This is a genomic window from Streptomyces abyssomicinicus (assembly GCF_008974245.1).
GTDB lineage: Bacteria > Actinomycetota > Actinomycetes > Streptomycetales > Streptomycetaceae > Streptomyces > Streptomyces abyssomicinicus.
Genome location: NZ_BBZI01000005.1, coordinates 764,428 through 782,384, shown reverse-complemented (window position 1 = coordinate 782,384; position 17,957 = coordinate 764,428). Strand labels below are relative to the sequence as shown.

General features: G+C 71.0%; 13 protein-coding genes. 4 read left to right on the top strand and 9 right to left on the bottom strand.

Annotated elements, in window-relative coordinates:
* Positions 1 to 8 precede the first annotated feature (8 nt).
* Positions 9 to 1,841, top strand: a complete 1,833-nt coding sequence (locus GBN72_RS03155; protein ID WP_151770067.1) for a hypothetical protein — start codon at positions 9 to 11, stop codon at positions 1,839 to 1,841.
* A 95-nt stretch (positions 1,842 to 1,936) separates the two neighbouring features.
* Here GBN72_RS03155 and GBN72_RS03150 read toward each other — a convergent pair whose 3' ends face one another.
* The 4 genes from GBN72_RS03150 to GBN72_RS03135 are packed head-to-tail and all read right to left on the bottom strand — an operon-like array spanning position 1,937 to position 6,684.
* Positions 1,937 to 2,860 (bottom strand): amidohydrolase family protein, encoded by a 924-nt coding sequence (locus tag GBN72_RS03150; RefSeq protein ID WP_151770066.1) that lies wholly within the window; start codon positions 2,858 to 2,860, stop codon positions 1,937 to 1,939.
* A 34-nt stretch (positions 2,861 to 2,894) separates the two neighbouring features.
* On the bottom strand, positions 2,895 to 3,830 hold the full coding sequence (locus tag GBN72_RS03145) for a 3-hydroxyacyl-CoA dehydrogenase NAD-binding domain-containing protein (protein ID WP_151770065.1): 936 nt from the start codon (positions 3,828 to 3,830) through the stop codon (positions 2,895 to 2,897).
* Positions 3,827 to 5,815 carry an acetoacetate--CoA ligase gene (locus GBN72_RS03140; protein WP_151770064.1) on the bottom strand — a complete coding sequence of 663 codons (1,989 nt, stop codon included), beginning with the start codon at positions 5,813 to 5,815 and terminating at the stop codon, positions 3,827 to 3,829. The genes GBN72_RS03145 and GBN72_RS03140 overlap by 4 nt, the downstream gene beginning before the upstream one ends.
* Positions 5,815 to 6,684: a crotonase/enoyl-CoA hydratase family protein gene (locus GBN72_RS03135; protein WP_151770063.1), complete on the bottom strand. Its 870-nt coding sequence runs from the start codon at positions 6,682 to 6,684 to the stop codon at positions 5,815 to 5,817. Before GBN72_RS03135 ends, GBN72_RS03140 begins: the two co-directional genes overlap by 1 nt.
* An 83-nt stretch (positions 6,685 to 6,767) precedes the next feature.
* On the opposite strand from GBN72_RS03135, the gene GBN72_RS03130 reads away from it, so the two are divergent.
* A complete protein-coding gene (locus GBN72_RS03130; RefSeq protein WP_246212225.1) occupies positions 6,768 to 7,214 on the top strand; it encodes a MarR family winged helix-turn-helix transcriptional regulator in 447 nt (148 codons plus the stop codon).
* A gap of 37 nt (positions 7,215 to 7,251) precedes the next feature.
* Here GBN72_RS03130 and GBN72_RS03125 read toward each other — a convergent pair whose 3' ends face one another.
* The 5 genes from GBN72_RS03125 to GBN72_RS03105 form a co-directional block, all read right to left on the bottom strand.
* Positions 7,252 to 8,580 (bottom strand): MFS transporter, encoded by a 1,329-nt coding sequence (locus GBN72_RS03125; protein WP_151770061.1) that lies wholly within the window; start codon positions 8,578 to 8,580, stop codon positions 7,252 to 7,254.
* A 224-nt stretch (positions 8,581 to 8,804) separates the two neighbouring features.
* Positions 8,805 to 10,079 (bottom strand): extracellular catalytic domain type 1 short-chain-length polyhydroxyalkanoate depolymerase, encoded by a 1,275-nt coding sequence (locus tag GBN72_RS03120; protein ID WP_246212224.1) that lies wholly within the window; start codon positions 10,077 to 10,079, stop codon positions 8,805 to 8,807.
* Between the two features lie 345 nt (positions 10,080 to 10,424).
* Positions 10,425 to 11,420, bottom strand: a complete 996-nt coding sequence (locus GBN72_RS03115; protein ID WP_218042011.1) for a PaaX family transcriptional regulator — start codon at positions 11,418 to 11,420, stop codon at positions 10,425 to 10,427.
* Between the two features lie 198 nt (positions 11,421 to 11,618).
* Complete coding sequence (locus GBN72_RS03110) at positions 11,619 to 13,058, bottom strand: non-reducing end alpha-L-arabinofuranosidase family hydrolase (RefSeq protein ID WP_151770060.1); 1,440 nt, start codon at positions 13,056 to 13,058, stop codon at positions 11,619 to 11,621.
* Between the two features lie 803 nt (positions 13,059 to 13,861).
* Positions 13,862 to 14,875: a LacI family DNA-binding transcriptional regulator gene (locus tag GBN72_RS03105; RefSeq protein WP_151770059.1), complete on the bottom strand. Its 1,014-nt coding sequence runs from the start codon at positions 14,873 to 14,875 to the stop codon at positions 13,862 to 13,864.
* Between the two features lie 401 nt (positions 14,876 to 15,276).
* Between GBN72_RS03105 and GBN72_RS03100 the strand changes: the two genes are divergently transcribed.
* Entirely contained in the window at positions 15,277 to 16,242 is a 966-nt protein-coding gene (locus GBN72_RS03100) for a glycoside hydrolase family 6 protein (RefSeq protein ID WP_151770058.1), read from the top strand.
* Positions 16,243 to 16,415: 173 nt separating this feature from the next.
* Positions 16,416 to 17,870, top strand: coding sequence for an endo-1,4-beta-xylanase (locus GBN72_RS03095; protein WP_151770057.1), 1,455 nt, complete (start codon positions 16,416 to 16,418; stop codon positions 17,868 to 17,870).
* Positions 17,871 to 17,957 lie beyond the last annotated feature (87 nt).

Below are 17,957 nucleotides of genomic sequence, written 5' to 3'. Positions count from 1 at the left end.
AGGTCCGGATGGCCGCGCCACCGCGCCCGACGCCCGCCGCGCTGCGGGCCGCGGTCGGGAAGCACCACCTGCTGAACCTGACCGGGCCGCTGGGCAGCGGCAAGTCATGGCTCGCGGCCCGTCTGCCGCAGGCGACGGTGCTGGACCTTTCCGTGCCGCGGGCGCGGGAGGCGGTACCGGCCGCGCTCGCCGAGGACACCGGCGATCCCCTGGTCCTTGACAGTGTGGACGGCGCGGACGCCCTGGCGGCGGTGGAACCCGTCCGGTCCCGGCCGCGCCACGGCGGTAGACCCGTCCTGCTCGTCAGCCGGTGTTCGCTGCTGTCCCGCAGCGGGTGGACCCTGTCGGGCACCGCGGTGCTCAGCGTCTCCGCATGGCCGGACGAACGGATCGGACGGCTGGCGGCGGACACCGCCCAGGTGACCGACGCGCAGGGCCAGGACCTCGTCGTCCGGCTCGCGGCGGGCAACCCGATGATCGCCGCGGCGGCGTGCCGGGCGCTGCACGCGGGTGTCTCACCCCGGGCGACGGGGGCCGTGGCCGACGTGGCCGCCCAGGAGATCACCGACCGGCTCGCCCGGGAGTTGCCCACCGGCCTCTGGCAGCCCGCCCTGGACGCGCTGGCCACCATGTGGGCCGGTGACGAGACGCTGCTGGGGGCCGACCGGCGGCTCTTCGACGCCGTCGGCGGGCTCAGCGTCGTCCACCGCACGGAACTCGGGCTCGCCGTGGCCGAGCCGTTCCGCAGTGTGGTCGAACTGGCCCATCGCTGGCGCCGGCCCGTCACCCACCGCGGTTCGCGGACCCGGACGTTGGCCTACCGCAAGCGGCTGCTGGCCACGGAGCCCGTCGCGGCGCACCGGTCACGGCTCGCCGAGGGCATCATGGCCCTGTCCGACAGCACCGCCGTACGCGAGACGTTCTTCCCGGCGAGCCCGTCCACCGGCACGGTGCGGCCGGCCACGCCGGGCGACTCCGGCACCGTGGGCGAGCTGATGTACGCGTGGGCCCGGCACGGAGGGCTGGACACCGGGCGGACCGACCGCATGGTCGAGCGGTGGCTGCACGACGACCCGGCCGGCTTCCATCTGGTGCAGGACCCCGACGGCAGGGCCATGGGCCTCGCCGGTCTGTTCCACGTCGGCGAACACACCATCAACAGCGTGGAGACGTTGCTCCAGGAACACACCGACGAGCTGCTCGAGCGGAGGCGAAGCATCGGCACGATGCTGCTCGGAGCCGCCTACTGCCCGGACCGGGGCATGCGCGCGCAACTCCTGCGCTGCCTCTTCCGCCAGGTCGTGTCCCGCGGCCAGCTGCTCACCATCTCCACCCCTAGCCCCGACTACCAACGGCTGCTGCGCGGCCTGCGCTTCCACCGGCACGGCACGACCACCGACGACATCTACCGGTGCGGCCGCAAGCCCGAGATCTACAGCCAGGACTTCGGTCCGCACGCGATACCCGCCTGGGTGGACAGGCTCGCTCCCGCCACGGGCGGCCCCGACGGGTCCCGACGATCGCTGGGCCGGGAGGTGGGGCGCGCGCTGGCCGACATCCACGACGCGGCACGGCTGTCGGACAGCCCCCTGCTGTCGACCGCGCGCACGTCGACGGTGGCGGATCTCCAGAGCTGGCTACGGGAGAACGTACGTGCCTTGGCGGCGAGCGACGTCCTGGAGGACGCCGAGGCGGGCTGGATCCTGCTGCACTACTACCTCGGTCGCCGGCGCACCCATCAGCAGCTCACCCTGCAGCTCCACCTCAGCCGCGCCACGTACTTCCGGCGGCTCCGGCACGGCCTGGACGTGCTGGGAAGCCGGCTGGCCGCCTGGTCGTGACGAGCGCGCCCCTCGCCGTGCCGGCGCCTTCCGTGCCGGCGGTCTCCGGACCCGTGCGGCAGGACCGTCTCCTGTCCGAGGGTGTCCGGAGCGGATCAGCCGACGCCCGGCGGTCGGTGCGGCCGAGGCCCGTCCAGTCCCAGCATGCGCAGAGCGTTCTCCTTGAGGATCAGGGGGCGCACCTCGTCCTTGATGTCCAGCCTTTCGAAGTCCGCGAGCCACCGGTCGGGGGCGAGGACCGGGAAGTCGGAGCCGAAGAGGACCTTGTGGCGCAGCGGGCCGTTGGCCTGGCGGACCAGCTGCGGCGGGAAGTACTTGGGGGACCAGCCCGACAGGTCGATGTACACGTTGGCCTTGTGGGTGGCGATCGAGATCGAGGAGTCCACCCATGGCACCGACGGGTGGGCGAGCACCATGGTCAGGTGGGGGAAGTCCGCGGCCACGTCGTCGAGGAGCATCGGGTCGGAGTACCGCAGCTTGATGCCGCGCCCGCCGGGGAGTCCGGCGCCGATGCCGGTCTGCCCGGTGTGGAAGAGGGCGACCGTGCCGAGTTCCTGGAGCGTGTCCCACAGCGGGTAGTGGGCGGGGTCGTTGGGCTCGAAGTTCTGCAGGCTGGGGTGGAACTTGAAGCCGAGGACGCCGTACTCCTCGGCCAGGCGGCGTGCCTGCCGTACGGCCCGGGCGCCGCGCAGCGGGTCGACCGAGCCGAACGGCAGGAGCACGTCTGCGTGTTCGGCGGCGCGTTCGGCGATCTCCTCGCTGGAGAGCGGGGGATGGCCGAGGCCGGTGGTGGCGTCGACGGTGAAGACGACCGCGGCCATGTTCCGGGCGCGGTAGTGCTCGGCCGTCTGCTCGAGGGTGGGCGTCCGCGGATGGCCGGCACGGAAGTACGCGGCCGATGCGTCCATCAGTTCCTGGTCCAGTGAGAGATGGCCGTGGGCGTCGCATTCGATGTGGACGTGGGTGTCGAGGGCGACGATGGCGTCCGGGTCGACGCGGGGGCTGTAACGGGCGGGCATGTGGTGGTCCTCCTCGAAGCAGTGGGCCGATGTGTCAGGGCAGGGACCGGCGGCGCTTCTCCTCGATGAGCTGGATCAGCAGGGCGTCCCTTTCGGCCACCATGCGCGCCTGGTCGACGCCGGCCAGTTCCTCGTCGACGCCGCGGACCAGCGCTTCGGCCAGGGCCGGGGTGAGCTGTGGTGCGCCGAGGTCGTCCATCCAGCGCTGGGCGGGCGGTCCGAGGTGTTGCAGGGTGTGGGCCATGCCGCCCGGCCCGCCGGACAGGTGCTGATTGACCAGGGGGCCGAGCAGCGCCCATCGCAGGCCGGGGCCTTCGGATACGGCCGTGTCGATGTCGGCGACGGTGGCCACGCCCCGTTCCACCAGCGAGTAGGCCTCCCGCCACAGGGCGGCCTGCAGGCGGTTGGTGACGTGGCCGGGCACCTCGCGCCGTACCAGGACCGGCCGTTTGCCGAGCTCGGTGTAGAAGCGGAGTGTCTCCTCGACGACGGACCGCTCGGTCCGCGTGCCGGGCACCACCTCGACCAGCGGGATCAGGTAGGAGGGGTTGAAGGGGTGCCCGACCAGCACCCGTTCCGGTCGGCGCGGGCACATCTCCTGAAGCGTGGTGGGCATCAGCCCGGAGGAACTGCTCGCCAGCGGGGCCGACGGCGGGGCCGCCTCGTCGAGTTCGGCGAGCAGCCGCCGCTTGGCGTCCTCCGTCTCCGGGCCGCTCTCCTGCACGAAGCGCGCCCCGTCGGCGGCCTCCGCCGCGCTGTCCGTGAAGCGCAGCCGGTCCGGGTCCGCGCCCTCGGCGAGGCCGAGCCGGGCCAGGGCCGGCCACGCTTGCCGTACGGACTCCCGCAGCCGTTCCTCGGCGCCGTCGGCGGGGTCGTGGGCCCGGACGTCGAGGCCGTGGGCCAGGAACAGTGCCGCCCATCCCGCGCCGATGACGCCGGTGCCCGCCACAGCGGCGTGCCCGGCGCTCATCGAAGGTCCTCCGCGTGCCGGCGGCCGTACTCCGCGAACGCGTCCAGGGCCGACGGGTCGACGAGTGCGCCCGGGGAGGCGACGGCGGCCGGGTCGGCGCCGAGCAGGATCCGTTTGACCGGCACTTCCAGTTTCTTGCCGGTCCGGGAGTACGGCACGGACGGTACCGCGACGATCCGGTCCGGCACGTGGCGTGGAGACAGGGCGGACCGTATCCGTGCGGCCAGGGCCTCGCGCAGGCCGTCGTCGACCGTGGTGCCGGGGCTCGGCACCACGAAGAGGATCAGTTCACCCATGCCGCCGGCGGGGTCCTCGAGGTGGATGACGACGCTGTCGGTGATCTCGTCGGCGTCCTGCAGGACCCGGTAGAACTCGCCGGTGCCCAGCCGCACGCCGCCCCGGTTGAGGGTGGCGTCGGAACGGCCGGTGATCAGGCAGGAGCCCGCCTCGGAGAACCGGCACCAGTCGCCGAAGCGGAAGGCGTCCGGATAGGCCGAGAAGTACGCGTCCCTCAGCCGGCTGCCGTCCCGGTCGCCCCAGAGGCCGACCGGCATGGACGGCATCGGTGAGGTGATCACCAGCTCGCCCAGTTCCCCGGCCACGGCCACCCCGTCCTGGTCGAACGCCTTGACGTCGACGGCCAGGCTCGGGCCCGACATCTCGCCGGCGTACACCGGTGTGAGCGGCGACGCCTGTACCAGCCCGGTGCAGACGTCCGTTCCGCCGCTGCCGACGTTGAGCAGGACCCGGCTGCCGAACTGCTCGGCCACCCACCGGGCGCCCTCGGGCGGGAACGGGCTGCCCGCCACCCCGAGCTGCCGCAGCCGGGACAGGTCGAACTCCTCGGCGGGCCGCACTCCCTCCTTGCGGCACGCCATGAGGTAGCCGGGGCTCGCGCCCACCAGGGTCGCGCCGGTGTGCTCGGCGAGCCGCCACTGCTCGCGCAGCCCGGGATGGAGCGGGTTGCCGTCGATCATCACGATCGAGGAGCGGACCAGCAGCGCCGAGACGAGCGCGTTCCACATCATCCACGCCGTGGTGCTGAACCACATCAACCGGTCACCGGGGCCCAGGTCCCAGTGGAAGGCGTGGTTCTTCAGGTGTTCGAGCAGCAGGCCGCCGTGGCCGTGCACGATCGCCTTGGGCTTTCCGGTGGTGCCGGAGGAGAACAGCACGCACAGCGGATGGTCGAACGGAACGGGCTCGAAGGCCAGGGGCTCGTCGGTGTCGGCGAGCAGGTCGGCCCACGGCACCGCGTCGTCCAGGGTGTGTGGTCCGTACGGGACATGGACGAGGTGCCGGACCCCGGGCAGCGCCGCGTGGATCTGGGCGACCTCGGCCCGCTTGTCGATCTCCTTGTCGCCGTAGGTGTACCCGGCGACGGCGAGCAGGACCGTGGGCTCCACCTGGCCGAACCGGTCGTGCACGCTGCGCGGCCCGAACTCCGGTGCGCAGCCCGCCCATACGGCACCGAGGCTGGCGGTCGCCAGGTAGGCGACCAGCGTCTCGGGGATGTTGGGCAGGTAACCGGCGACCCGGTCGCCCTCGCGGACACCGAGGCGGCGCAAACCGGCCCGTGCCCTCCGTACCCGCTCGCCGAGTTCGGCGAAGGTCAGCTCGACGGGCTCCCTGGTCTGGGAGTGCGCGACGACGGCGACCGTGTCCGCGTCCTCGGGCCGGCCGAAGGCGTGCTCGGCGTAGTTGAGGGTGGCCCCGGGGAACCAGCGGGCGCCGGGCATCCGCCGGGTGGTGAGGACCTCCTCGGCGGGGGTGTGGAAGCGGACGCCGAAGTACTCCCGGACCGACTCCCAGAAGTCCTCCAGGGAGCGGACGGACCATACCCACAGGGCGTTCCAGGACTCGAGGTCGGCTCCGCGGCGGTCCCGCAGCCAGACCAGGAAGTCCTGCACACGCGCGTCGCGGACCTGCTCCGGGGCGGGCGTGTGGAGGAGTTCGGGTTCCCGGGGAGGGAGGGGGGCGCTCATCATGCCTCCTCGTCGGCGGAGGTGCGAGTGGGGGTGGGGGTGGGAGCCGGGGTGGGGGTGGGAGCCGGGGTGGGGGTGGGGGTGGGAGCGCCGACCTTGGCGGCCCGGCCGGACAGGAAGGCGTTCATCCGGTCCTTGGCCTCGGGGCTGCTCTGGACGACGCCGGCCATCAGGGACTCGAGGAGCAGACCGGTCTCGGGCGAGGCTTCGGCGATCCTGGGCAGGGCGTGGATCACCGCGTAGTTGGTGACGGGTGAGTTGCGGGCGACGCGGGCGGCGAGTTCGAGCGCCTTGGCCAGCCCTTCCCCGTCGGCGGCCCGGTAGGTGGCGAGCCCGGCGGCGGCCCCCTCGTCGGCGTTCAGCACCCGGCCGGTGAGCATCATGTCGGCCATCAGGGCGACGCCGATCAGCCGCGGCAGCCGGACGGAGGCTCCTCCCCCGACGAACAGGCCGCGCTCGCCTTCCGGCAGGACGAAGAAGGCGGAGTCCTCGGCGATCCTCAGGTGGGCCGCCGCGGCGAGTTCCAGGCCGCCTCCCACCACGGCGCCCTTGAGCACCGCGATCACCGGGACCGTCCCGGCCTCGATCCGCGCGAAGGCCCGGTGCCACATGCGGGAGTGGTGCAGGCCCTGCACCGCGTCCCGTTCCATGAGCTCCGCGAGGTCGAGCCCCGCGCAGAAGTGCTCGCCGTCGGCGGCCAGCACGACCGCCTTCGCCCAGGCGGGCGGGGCGTCGAAGAACGCGCCGAGGCCGAGTACGGTGGCGTCGTCCAGGGCGTTGCGCTTGGCCGAGCGGCTCAGTGTCAGGACCGCGATGTCGCCGTGGCGGTCCAGCGACAGGGATGCGGGGAGGTTGTTCTCTGCGGTCACACCATCTCCAGACCATCAGGAATCTTGATGATCAACCATCGTTGATACCATCAGGATTCCTGTCAATAGCTGGGAGGGAAACGGTGGAAGAAGCCGAGGGCCGGAGTGCGCCGCCGTCCTTGCTGTACGCGGTGAAGCGCCTCGAGCTCGTCATCCGCGCACGGCTCGACGAGATGCTGCGCGGTTCCGGGGTGACAACCCTTCAGTACACGGCGCTCACCGTGCTCGAACGGCGCGACGGCATCTCGGCGGCCCAGCTGGCGCGCGACTCCTTCGTCACGCCGCAGGCCATGGCCGACATGCTGCGCGCACTGGAACAGCGTGAGCTGATCTCCCGCTCCCCCAACCCGGCCAGCCGCCGCGAACTGCTGGTGCACCTGACGGAGGAAGGCCGTCGCCTCCTCGCCGAGTACGCCGACGCGCACGCCGCGATCGAGGAGTTGATGCTCTCGGGGCTGAGCAGGGCGGAACGTGCGCGTCTGCGCTCGTCCCTCGACGGGTCCTGGCGGGCCCTGCGCCCGCCCCGGTGACGGAGCGGGCGCGGGGCGACCGGCACCGGCACGCGGGTCAGACCGCCTGGCGCCTCTCCGGGTGACGCTCGGCGGGCGTGGAGAGTTCGTTGCGACTGGTCTCGCCCAGCACCAGGACACAGATCAGGGTGAGTGCGCAGAACCCGGCGATGACCAGGGAGATGGCGGTCGTACCGCCGCCGAGCGCCTGCGCCTGGGCGAAGATCAGCGGCGCGAAGCCGGCCCCCAGACCCGCGAGTTGATAGCCGAGCGAGGCTCCGGTGTAGCGGCTGCGGGTGGCGAACAGTTCCGCGTACAGCGCGGCCAGCGGCCCGTACATCATCGGGTGCAGCACCGACTGCCCCACGACGACGGCCACCACCAGCAGGGCGGTACTGCCGCTGTCGACCAGCGGGAAGAGCACGAAGGCATAGGCACCCACCGCCACCGCGCCCGCGGCCACCACTGGCCGGCGGCCGAACCGGTCGCTGACCGCGGACCAGCCGATGATGCCGATCACGGCCAGCGTCGACGAGACGGTGAGGGCGTTCAGCACCGTGTCACGGCCGAACCCGGCCCGTACCGCGTAGGAGATGATGAACGTGGTGAGGGTGCCCTGCATCACGAACGCGCTCAGGCCGACTCCCACGCCGAGCAGCAGTACCCGTGGGTGGTTGCGCAGCACGTCCCAGAGCGGGGTGCGCCGGGGCTCCGCCTCGGCGGCGGCCGAGGTGAAGACGGGCGTCTCCGTCACCCGCAGCCGCACGAACAGACCGATGGCCAGCAGCACGACGCTCAGCAGGAACGGTATGCGCCAGCCCCAGGCGAGGAACGCCTCCTCGCCGACGGCCGAGGCGGTCGCCGACATCACGACCGTGGACACCGCCATGCCGCACGGCGCGCCTGCGTTGGTGAAGCTCGCCCACAACCCGCGCCGCCTCTTGGCGTGTTCGGCGGACATCAGCACCGCACCGCCCCACTCGCCGCCCACCGCGACACCCTGCAGCACCCGCAGCAGCACCAGCGCGATCGGCGCCAGGCTTCCGGCACTCGCGTGGGTGGGAAGCACGCCGATCAGGAAGCTGGCGACGCCCATCAGCGTCATCGACAGCACCAGCATGTTCTTGCGGCCCAGCCGGTCCCCGAAATGCCCGAACAGCACACCGCCCAGCGGCCGGGCCACGTAGCCGGTGGCCAGGGTGCCGAAGCTGGCCACCGTACCGGCCAGGGGATCGAGGTCGGAGAAGAACACCTCGGCGAAGACCACCGCGGAGGCGGTCGCGTACAGCAGGAAGTCGTAGTACTCGATGACGCTGCCGAGGAAGCTGGAGGTGACGGCACGGCGCAGCTGCGTGTTGTCGCCGGAGGTGGGATCTGAGGGCTTCATGCCAGGGCTCCTTCGCACTGCCGGCCCGGAAAACTGTCAGGTTTCCTGATCGATGGCCAGTGTTGGGACGATCAGGAAACCTGTCAATGGTTCGGACGCGTGCAGACGTCGTCGGCCCCCTGGCGGTGTACGCGCACGCGGGGCCGGGGCGACCTGACGGCACGAGGGCAGGCCGGAACCCCCGACGGGGTTCCGGCCTGCCCGGTGTCCGGTCGGGCCTCCGGTCAGCCCGCGCCGCAGGAGGTGCCGTTGAGCGTGAATCCGGTCGGCGGGGCCGTGTTGCCGCTGTGGGTCGCCTGGAAGCCGATCGTCGTGGACTGTCCTGCGGCGATCGCGCCGTTGTAGCTCACGTTGGTGGCGGTCACCTGGCCACCGGTCCCCTTGTAGGTGGCGTTCCACCCGTTGGTGATCGTCTGCCCGCCGGGGAGGGTGAACGCGAGCGACCATCCGTTCACCGCGGAGCTGCCGGTGTTCGTGATCGTGAGGTTCTCGGTGAGCCCGTTGCCCCAGGAGGTGACCGCGGCGGTCACCTTGCACGCGGCCCCTTCGGCCGGCGGGGTACCGGGGCCTCCGGTCGTCGGACCGGGGCCCGGGGTGCTGCCGGTCAGTCCGAAGAACTGGACGGCCTGGGCGGCCATCCCGCTCGACGGCAGGGAGTGGCCGGCGCCCTGGATGCTGTACGCCTCCACGTTCACGGCTCCGGACGAGTTGGCGAAGCGCTGGCGGTTCCAGCCCGACTGCGGGGTGTCGGAGGACGTCGGCGTCTGACCGAGCCCGAACACGTCGGTCCACTGCTTCACGCTCTCCTGCAGCAGCTGGTACGGCACGAGGGTGTCGCCGGTGCCGTGCCACAGCTGGATCCGCGGTCGCGTTCCACTGAACCCGGGGTACGCCTGCCGCACCAGGTCACCCCACTGCTGGGGAGTCCTGTTCATGCTTCCGCCAGTGCACTTGCTCGTACCGGGAGGGTAGTCCGCCGCGTTGGCGAAGCATCCGAACGGAACACCCATGAAGGAGGCGCCGGCCTTGAACACGTCCGGGTACAGGGCCAGCATGTGCTGGGTCATCATGCCGCCGGAAGAACTCCCGGTGGCGTACACCTGGTTCGGGTCGCCGTTGTACTGCTGCTTCACGTAGTTGATCATCGAGATGATCGAGACGGGGTCACTGCCGCCGCCGCGGCGCTTGGCCGCGTCCGACCAGGTGTCGAAGCACTTGCCGAAGCCCGCCGACTGGGTCGCGGTCGGGTAGACGACGATGAATCCGTACCGGTCGGCGAGTGAGGCGAACTCGCTGCCGGAGTAGAAGTTGGGACCGGTGCCGCCACAGCCGTGCATGGCCACCACGACGGCCGGCTTCGCGGGGCGGCTGTCCGGTACGTAGACGTGCATCTGCATGTTGCCGGGATTGTCACCGAAGTTGGTCACCTGGTTCAGCGACGCGGCCTGGGCCGGCGCCACGGTGACGAGGCCGATGAACACGATGCCGACCGCCACCACCGCGGCGGCCAGCCTTGCTAACGGTCTGCGGGGACTCTTCACTGCGGACTCCTCGGGATGCGCCGTACGGCACGCGGCCGCGGCCGTCCGTACGGCGGTGGGGGGAACACCCACGTGCGGACCCGCGACGTGGGCGCGACTGCATGAGGCCGATGGAGCTGCGGACCTGAGGCTGCGGACCTGAGGCTGCGAACGACGAGGCCGCGGCCGATCAGGGTGGTGGCCGCCCGCGTCCCTCGCGGACAAGGAACGAGGGCCGCGGGCGGCCACCAGAGCCCCAGGAGCCCCTACCTCATATAACAATGACCGTATCCCCCGGACAGAAAACCGTCAATCAATCGGCACTCACTCGGAGTTGGCCGACGGAGGATCCCCGAGCCACACTCCCGCGAGCAGATCCGAGGTGGTGTGCGCCCCGACACCGCCGTCCGCGGCCGAGGGCAGTGCGGCCACCGTCCGGACGTGCTCCTGGGCGGTCTCGGCGAGGCCGTCGTAGACAGCGGTGAAGACGTCCCTGACCTGCTCCCTTCGCCAGCCCCGCGGCATGCACCGCATCGGCAGCCGCGGGTCGAGGACGTGGAACCGGCGGTAGGTGTCCATGACCTCGGTACGCGCGCAGACGGCCTCGACGCCGCTCACCCCACCGGCCCGCATCCGGTCGAGCAGCGGACTCCACCGGTCGACGAAGGACGTGTACTCCTCGGCGATGGCCTCGACGTCCCAGGCGTCCAGCGGATCACGGCGGGCGGCCGACTCCAGTTCCACGTGCTGGGCCCGGAAGACCGTCAGCGATCCGGGGCCGACCTGGGCCAGTTCCTCGCGCGCCCTCGGGGTGAACGGCCGGGGCGACAGCCACAGCCCGTCGTACAGCGGCGCGTACCCGAGCCAGCGCAGTCGTCCCCGCAGCGTCCGCCGCTCGGCGCTACGGCCTTCGGGAAGCGAGAAGGAGATGACCGTCCACGAGCCGTCCCACTTCTCGGCCCGCTCGGTGAACGCCACGATCGAATGCCCTGAGAGGGAGAGGTTGACCGCGGCGGGGTCACTCAGCCGGTAGGAGCTGTGCCGGCCGTGCCTGCTGCTCTCCAGCACGCCCCGCCGCGCCAGCCGGCTGATGGCGGTGCGACTGGCGGCGGGGGTGACACCGAACTCCCCCAGGAGCGCCACGATCGCCCCCGACGGCACGGGCGCGCGGGTGCGCAACGTGTAGTCGGCCAGCAGCGTCACCGCGAGACTCTGCGGTGACCCCCCGGCCCTCCGCCGGGGAAGCCGCACCGAGTCGGCCGGGTCGTCGGGATAGATCTCGTTGACGTCGAAGGGGCGGACCACGACACTCTCCGGCACGGTTCTGTATGGCTGGGTCGGTAACTCCCGCAACCTACCGGCCGGTTGGTGCACCCGCGAACCGGACCTGCCCTCCCCCGAGTGCGCCGTGCCGCCCGTCCTCGCCACCCCAGGCGGCCCCACACCCGAAGGAGAGGAACCCCGGCCGGAGCGCGGCCGGGGTTCCTCGATGTGGTGCGAGCGCCTGGACCGGGTGGGTCAGCGCTGGAGGGTGAGGACGCCCGGCCGGTAGGGCAGCGCGTTGTAGTCGCCACCCGAGTTCGGCGCCTTGCCCTGGTACAGGAGCTGCAGGTTGCAGGGGTCGATGGTCATGGTCTGGTCGGGGTTGCTGCGGACCAGGTCGCCGTGACTGATGTCGTTGGTCCAGGTCGCGCCGCTGTTGGCCTTGCCCGCGAACGGGTTGCTCTCGGAGGCCGCCTGCGGGGTCCACGAACCACTCAGGCTCGAGGACGTGAAGGAACGGAAGTAACGCCCGTTGGCGCCCATCGCCTCCACGATCATCAGGTACTGGTTCTGCCCCTGCACCTTGTACACCTGCACCGCCTCGAACAGGTTGGCCTTGGTGTCACTCATGATCGTCGTGTAGGACGAACCGAAACTGCCCGGGAAGTTCCCGATCGGCATGCTCGCCCGGTAGATCTTGCCGTTGTCACCGGCGAAGAACAGGTACATGTTCTGACCGTCGGCGATCAGCGTCTGGTCGATCGGACCCGTGTCGGAACCGGAGATGCTGCCCGTGAACAGCGCCTGCGGCGCCGACCAGCCGTTGGGGTTCGTGGGGTCGCTCGACGTGCGGTACATGAACGCCGCCGAACCCCACTGGTAGGCCAGCACCCAGATGTTCTTCGGCGCGAAGTAGAACAGCGTCGGCGCCACCGCGGCCTGACTCATCGCGTTCTGGCCCGCCGACCCCATGTCCGACCAGTTCGTGAACTGGCTGAACGCCATCGAACCGTACGACGACCCCGTCGAGTACGACCCGTAGACCAGGTACTTCCCGTTGTGCTTCACCGCGGAGAAGTCCTTCAACGACACCCAACCACTCTTCGGCTGCGCCAACGCACCCGTCGAGGACCACCGGTAGGTGGAGGGGAGGGAGCAGGAGCCGCTCGGCGGGGGCGTCGTCGGGGGCGTCCCGCCTCCGGTCAGGCCGCTCCACTTCTGGTTGTTCTGGCCGGTGCACGTCCACAGCTGCACCTTCGTGCCGTTGGCCGTGCCGTTGTCCTTCGCGTCCAGGCACAGCCCGGACTCCACGCCGACGATCGTGCCGTCGGAGTTCACCCGCCACTGCTGGTTCGCGCCGCCGCTGCAGGAATAGGTCTGCAACTGGACGCCGGCCGTGGTGGAGTGGTTCGGAACGTCCAGGCACTTGCCGAGCACGGTCAACTGGTTGCTGTCCGTCAAGGTCCATTGCTGGTTGGACCTTCCGGAACAGTCCCAGATCTGCAGGGACACGCCGTTGGCGGTGTCGGAGTTCGGCAGGTCGAGACACCGGCCGGAGGCGGCGTGACGCAAGGCGCCGCTGGTGGCCGCCTGGGCCGGGTTGGCCACCAGCGTCGCCGCCAACGCGGCGAGCACCGCGACCGCGGCGGAGAACACCGCGGACAGGTGCCTGCGGTGGAGAGTTCCTCTGCGCATGAAGACTTCCTCGTCTTGGGCAAACGGCTCCGGCCTGCCCCGAAGGGGACCGTCCGGACTGTCGATGTGGTGCGGCGCGAACGGACCGGTGACACCCGGTGGCTTCTTGTGGCTGCGAAGCGCACCGGCCTGTGCCGGCCTTGATCGTTGTGGTGCGAGCCGCCGTGGGGAGTCCCCACCGGCTCCGCGAGCCGTTCCAGCAACGATCGGGACCGAGGCCGCACCGGTGGATGCGGCCCGGCCGTGACCGCGCGTGAGCGGGTGCGACTGGGGACCCGAACAGCTCAATGCACACCGCGCCCCACCCCGCGCAGGGGGTCGAGTGCCATCAAGCCAGGTTGAGCAGGCGGAACTGTGACGTCGTCAATTGTTACCGCTAACACGGCCCGTCAGCCAAGGCTCGTGCAGCGAAAATCATCGCCGGGCCGGCGACGGGCGCGATGTCCCCGCCGCCGGCGAGGTTCAGCGGACTACGCCTCGCCGAGCAGTCCGGGACGCCGACTCACGGCGCTGACCAGCACTTTCCCGCGCCCACAGGCCGCCGGGGCCGACACCCGGCAGGCGCGTCCCCGGGTCCGCGTCGGCCGCGGATGAGAACTCCGCCTCCGCCACCCGTTCGCACCACGTCTCCCCCGATCGGGCCGCGCGCTTGACCCAGTGGGACAACGGACGCCTCTCGCCAGGCGAGTTGTTATCGCTAACACCGCATTTCCACGCCTACCTGCAGGCATGACCACCTGACGGCGTCTTCGGCGGGCCCGCACCCCGGGGGGCGCGGCGCCCCGGGGCGGACCGGCCGTTCGTCAGGCGCTGGCGCGGACGACCAGGCGGGTGGGCAGGATCAGCGCCGTGGGACTCTGTCCGTTGACGAGAGCGGCGAGCATGCGCGCCATCTCCCTCCCGAGGGCCTGTATGGGCTGGTGCACGGTGGTGAGCGGAGGATCCGAGACCTGCGCGACGGCCAGGTCGTCGAAGCCCACCACCGCGACATCGTCGGGGACCCTCCGGCCGGCCCCGCGCAACGCGCGCAGCGCCCCCACCCCCATGTTGTCGTTGGCGGCGAACACCGCGTCGACATCGGGACGCTCCGTGAGCAGTGCGGCCATGGCGGTGGCTCCGCTGCTCTCGGTGAAGTCCCCCTCCCGGGGCGGGAACGGGTCGAGACCGGCCGCCAGCATGGCGTCCCGGTACCCGCGGTACCGGGTGCGTCCGGCTTCGGTGTCCAGCCGCCCGCAGAGGGCGGCCACCCGGGTGCGACCGAGCGAGATCAGGTACTCGGTCGCCTCACGCGCGCCCCCGGCGTTGTCGACGTCCACGTACCAGCGCGGCACCGAACCGACCGGTCGCCCGCCGAACACGACGGGCATCGTCGCCCTCTCGGCCATCCGGGCGAGCGGATCGTCCTCGCGCAGCGCCATCAGCATCACGCCGTCGGCGCCCTTGGACCGGAAGAGTTCCTCCACCCGCTTGCGGCCCCGGTCGGAGGCGGCCAGACACAGCATCAGATGCAGGTCGGCCTCCTCCAGAGCGGCCGACGCGCCGACGATCACCTGGGCGAAGAACGGGTCGGCGAAGATCGACGGGTCTTCCCCCGAGACGACCAGAGCGGCCGCACCTGTCTGCCGGGTGGCCAGCGCCCGGGCGGTGGAGTTGGGCACGTACCCGAGTCGCCGGACGGCCCTCTCGACCGCCTCGCGTTTGACCCGGCTGACGTGCGGGGCGTTGTTGAGGGCGCGTGAGGCGACGGATCGGGAGACGCCTGCCAGTTCGGCCACCTCGTCGAGCGTCGGCTGCCGGCGGGGCGCATCCTCTGCCATGAACGCGATCCTCTCCTGTCGACCGGACGGCGTCCCATCCTCGCCCATGGCGACGCTCCCGTCGGAGGGCGGGTCGGCCCGAGCGACGCGGTCACGGTCCGAAAACTGGGAGCGCTTCCAGTTGGGATCGGCCGTCTCCCTGCGGCATGACCGATGCTCGCGATCGGACCCTTGACACAGCAAGCGGAACGGCACAACCATACCGAAGGCACCCCTGACCCCAGGCTGGAAGCGCTTCCAGTTGGGAGCGCTCCCGGGATCCGGGTCGAACTCTTGCCCGTGACGTCCCCCGGAAGGCCGAAGCCGCGCGGGGACGTCGCACCACCGCACTTCCTTCAGCGCGTCGCCCGCTCGGGACGAGGGCGGGTGGCGCATCCCTGCCAGGAAACCGAGGTACAGACATGGGCCGCAGACTCCGCACCCTGGTGGCAGCGTTCCTCGCCCTGCCGCTCGCGTTCGCCGTCGCCCCGTCCGCCCACGCGGCCGACCCGACCACCATGACCAGCGGGTTCTACGTGGACCCCGACTCCAGCGCCAAGCGGTGGGCCGCCGCCAACCCCGGCGACGGCCGGGCCGCGGCGATCAACTCCTCGATAGCCAACACGCCCATGGCGCGCTGGTTCGGCTCCTGGAGCGGCACCATCGGCACTGCCACCGGGGCATACGTGGGTGCCGCGGACAGCAGGGACAAGCTGCCCCTTCTCGTCGCCTACAACATCTACAACCGCGACTACTGCGGCGGACACTCCGCGGGCGGGGCCACGTCACCGTCCGCCTACGCGAGCTGGATAGCCCAGTTCGCCGGGGGTATCGCCAACCGTCCGGCCGTCGTCGTCCTGGAACCGGACTCCCTCGGCGACTACGGGTGCATGACGCAGGCCCAGATCGACGAGCGCGAAGCCATGCTCACCGGCGCCCTCTCCGAGTTCGGCCGCCAGGCCCCCAACACCTGGGTCTACCTCGACGCCGGCAACCCGGGCTGGACCGACGCGGCGACCATGGCACGCCGGCTCCACGAGGCCGGCCTCCGACAGGCGCACGGCTTCTCGCTGAACGTCTCCAACTACTTCACCACGGCCCAGAACACCGCCTTCGGCAACGCCGTCAACAGTCAACTGAGCGCTCGCTACGGCTACACCAAGCCGTTCGTCGTGGACACCAGCCGCAACGGCAACGGCTCCAACGGCCAGTGGTGCAACCCTTCCGGCCGCCGCATCGGCACGCCCACCCGGCTGGGCGGGGGCGCCGAGATGCTGCTGTGGATCAAGACTCCGGGTGAGTCCGACGGAAACTGCGGCGTCGGAGCCGGCTCCTCGGCCGGCCAGTTCCTCCCCGAGGCCGCCTACAAGATGATCTACGGCTACTGACCCTGGCGGGGCCGTGACGCGGCCTGCCCCCGCCTCTTCGCCCGGGGAGGTGGGCGGCCGGCCCGTTCCGCGCCACCCGGGTCCCGGTCGCACCGTCCGTTGCCACGTCGGAGCGGACGTCGCATCCCCCGCACTTCAGTCCTTCCGTGATGTCTACCCCTGGAGGCACAGTCATGGGCTCGTACGCCCTTCCCGGACCCGCTGTCCGTCAAAGGATCCGCGGCCTGTTATTGGCGCTGCTCGTCGGCGTCCTCGGTGCGTCCCTCGCACTGATCGGGCCGCCCGAGGCACGCGCCGCCGAGAGCACGCTCGGCGCCGCGGCGGCGCAGAGCGGCCGCTACTTCGGCACCGCGATCGCCTCGGGCAGGCTGAGCGACTCGACGTACACGTCGATCGCGAACCGTGAGTTCAACTCGGTGACGGCCGAGAACGAGATGAAGATCGACGCCACCGAACCGCAGCGGGGGCAGTTCAACTTCACCTCCGCCGACCGCGTCTACAACTGGGCGGTGCAGAACGGCAAGCAGGTGCGCGGCCACACCCTGGCCTGGCACTCCCAGCAGCCCGGCTGGATGCAGAGCCTCAGCGGCAGCGCGCTGCGCCAGGCGATGAACGACCACATCAACGGCGTGATGAGCCACTACAAGGGCAAGATCGCCCAGTGGGACGTCGTGAACGAGGCCTTCGCCGACGGCAGTTCGGGCGCCCGGCGCGACTCCAACCTGCAGCGCACGGGCAACGACTGGATCGAGGTGGCCTTCCGCACCGCGCGCGCCGCCGACCCGGCCGCCAAGCTCTGCTACAACGACTACAACGTCGAGAACTGGACGTGGGCCAAGACCCAGGCCATGTACAACATGGTCCGGGACTTCAAGCAGCGCGGCGTGCCGATCGACTGCGTCGGCTTCCAGTCGCACTTCAACAGCGGCAGCCCCTACAACAGCAACTTCCGCACCACCCTGCAGAACTTCGCCGCCCTCGGCGTCGACGTGGCCGTCACCGAACTGGACATCCAGGGCGCCTCGTCCACGACCTACGCCAACGTCGTCAACGACTGCCTGGCCGTCCCGCGCTGCCTCGGCATCACCGTCTGGGGCGTGCGTGACAGCGACTCCTGGCGATCGGGCGACACGCCGCTGCTGTTCAACAACGACGGCAGCAAGAAGGCCGCCTACACCTCCGTCCTCAGCGCGCTCAACAACGGCTCGTCCAACCCGAACCCGACCCCCACGCCCACGAATCCCTCGGGCGCCGGACCTGTCAGGGGCGTCGGCTCGGGCCGCTGCCTGGACGTGCCCAGCTCCAGCACCACCGACGGCACCCAGCTCCAGTTGTGGGACTGCAACAACGGCACCAACCAGCAGTGGACGTACACCGCTGCCGGCGAGCTCAAGGTCTACGGCAACAAGTGCCTGGACGCCGCGGGCACCGGCAACGGCACCAAGGTCCAGATCTACGGCTGCTGGGGCGGCGAGAACCAGAAGTGGCGCCTCAACTCCGACGGATCGATCGTCGGAGTCCAGTCCGGCCTCTGCCTCGACGCGGTCGGCGCGGGTACCGCCAACGGCACCCTGATCCAGCTCTACTCCTGCTCGAACGGCGCCAACCAGCGCTGGACGCGCACCTGACGGGAGGAGACACCGGGAAGGGAACGGCCGGTAGAGCCGAATCGCTGTCATCGTGATCCTGTCAGGGGCCCTTGTCCTCGCATCGCG